Annotated in this window: 2 protein-coding genes; both read right to left on the reverse strand. The window is 66.8% G+C overall.

Annotated elements, in window-relative coordinates; genetic code table 11:
* Positions 1-394: arginase family protein (locus tag EN884_RS36575; protein WP_245492058.1), on the reverse strand; the 394-nt coding region annotated here is incomplete at its 3' end.
* A 60-nt stretch (positions 395-454) separates the two neighbouring features.
* Positions 455-1,137: arginase family protein (locus tag EN884_RS36580; RefSeq protein WP_206617762.1), on the reverse strand; the 683-nt coding region annotated here is incomplete at its 5' end.

Below are 1,137 nucleotides of genomic sequence, written 5' to 3' on the forward strand. Positions count from 1 at the left end.
GGATGGGCAGCGTGATTAGATGATCGCCGCCGACAACCAGCGGCCGGGCACCTGCGCGGTGGACGTTTTTGAAGAAGGCGCTGATCGTGTCCAGCGAGCCGGGCAGGTCGAGCGGGTTTACGATCACGTCGCCGCAGTCGCCGGTACGCACCTGTTCGAACGGCGAGAGGCCCGTGACATGGTGGACGCGCCGCACTAGGCTGGATTGGTTGCGGATTTCGCGCGGCCCATGACGCGCGCCCGGCCGGTTGGTGGTGCCGCCGTCGAAGGGAACGCCAATCAGGGCGATGTCGACCTGCTCCGGACGCGCCATAGGCAGGCGCATGAAGGTCGAAGGGCCGGCAAAACGTGGAACGCTGCCTGAATCTAGTGGCTGGAAATCTGCAATGCTCATGGTCTTGTGTCCTGTTGGTGCATCGGGTCACTCGACCGCGAGGCTTTCCGAAGGGTGATGCTATTTCTGTTGCGCGTCGGTCTTGTGGGCGTCGCGCCAGGCGTCCTGCCGGCCGGCGCGCTTGGCCGCGAGGCAGAACAGGGCCTCCGCCAGAAGCCGGCCAGCCAGGATGCTGGTGGTGCCGCTGCTGGCATCGAAGTCCGGCGATACCTCCACCAGGTCGAATCCAGCAAAGCCGTCGCGGGCCGCGATCCTCACGCCGCGAATGATTTCGCGCGAGGTGAGGCCACCCGGTTCCGGGCTGTTGGTCGCCGGTGCGAAGGCGGGGTCGACGCCGTCGATGTCGAGGCTGATATAGAGGTGCGCGCCGTCGGCGCTGGCGATGGTGCGCGCGCGTTCAGCAACTGTTTCGATGCCGAGGCGCTCCACCTCCTCCATGGAAAACACGGTGATGCCCAACTTGCGGTAGAGCGGTGTCCATTCGGGCAGGTTGCGGGGGCCTCGCGCGCCGATGACGACGATGCGGCGGGGGTCCACCTTGTCGAGTTCGGCAATGCGCAGCAGGGGCGAGGCGCGAGTGAGGCGGTCGCCGCCGAAGGATTCGCTGAGATCTAGGTGGGTGTCGAAGACGATGAGTCCGACGGGGGTGTCGCCGGCATCGGCGACGGCGCGCACCGCCGGGTAGCTGATGCCATGGTCGCCACCGATGGTCAGCGGCACCGCCCCGTTGGCCAGCACCGCAC

This window comes from Mesorhizobium sp. M7A.F.Ca.AU.001.01.1.1 (genome assembly GCF_004022735.1).
GTDB classification, from domain to species: Bacteria; Pseudomonadota; Alphaproteobacteria; order Rhizobiales; family Rhizobiaceae; genus Mesorhizobium; species Mesorhizobium ciceri.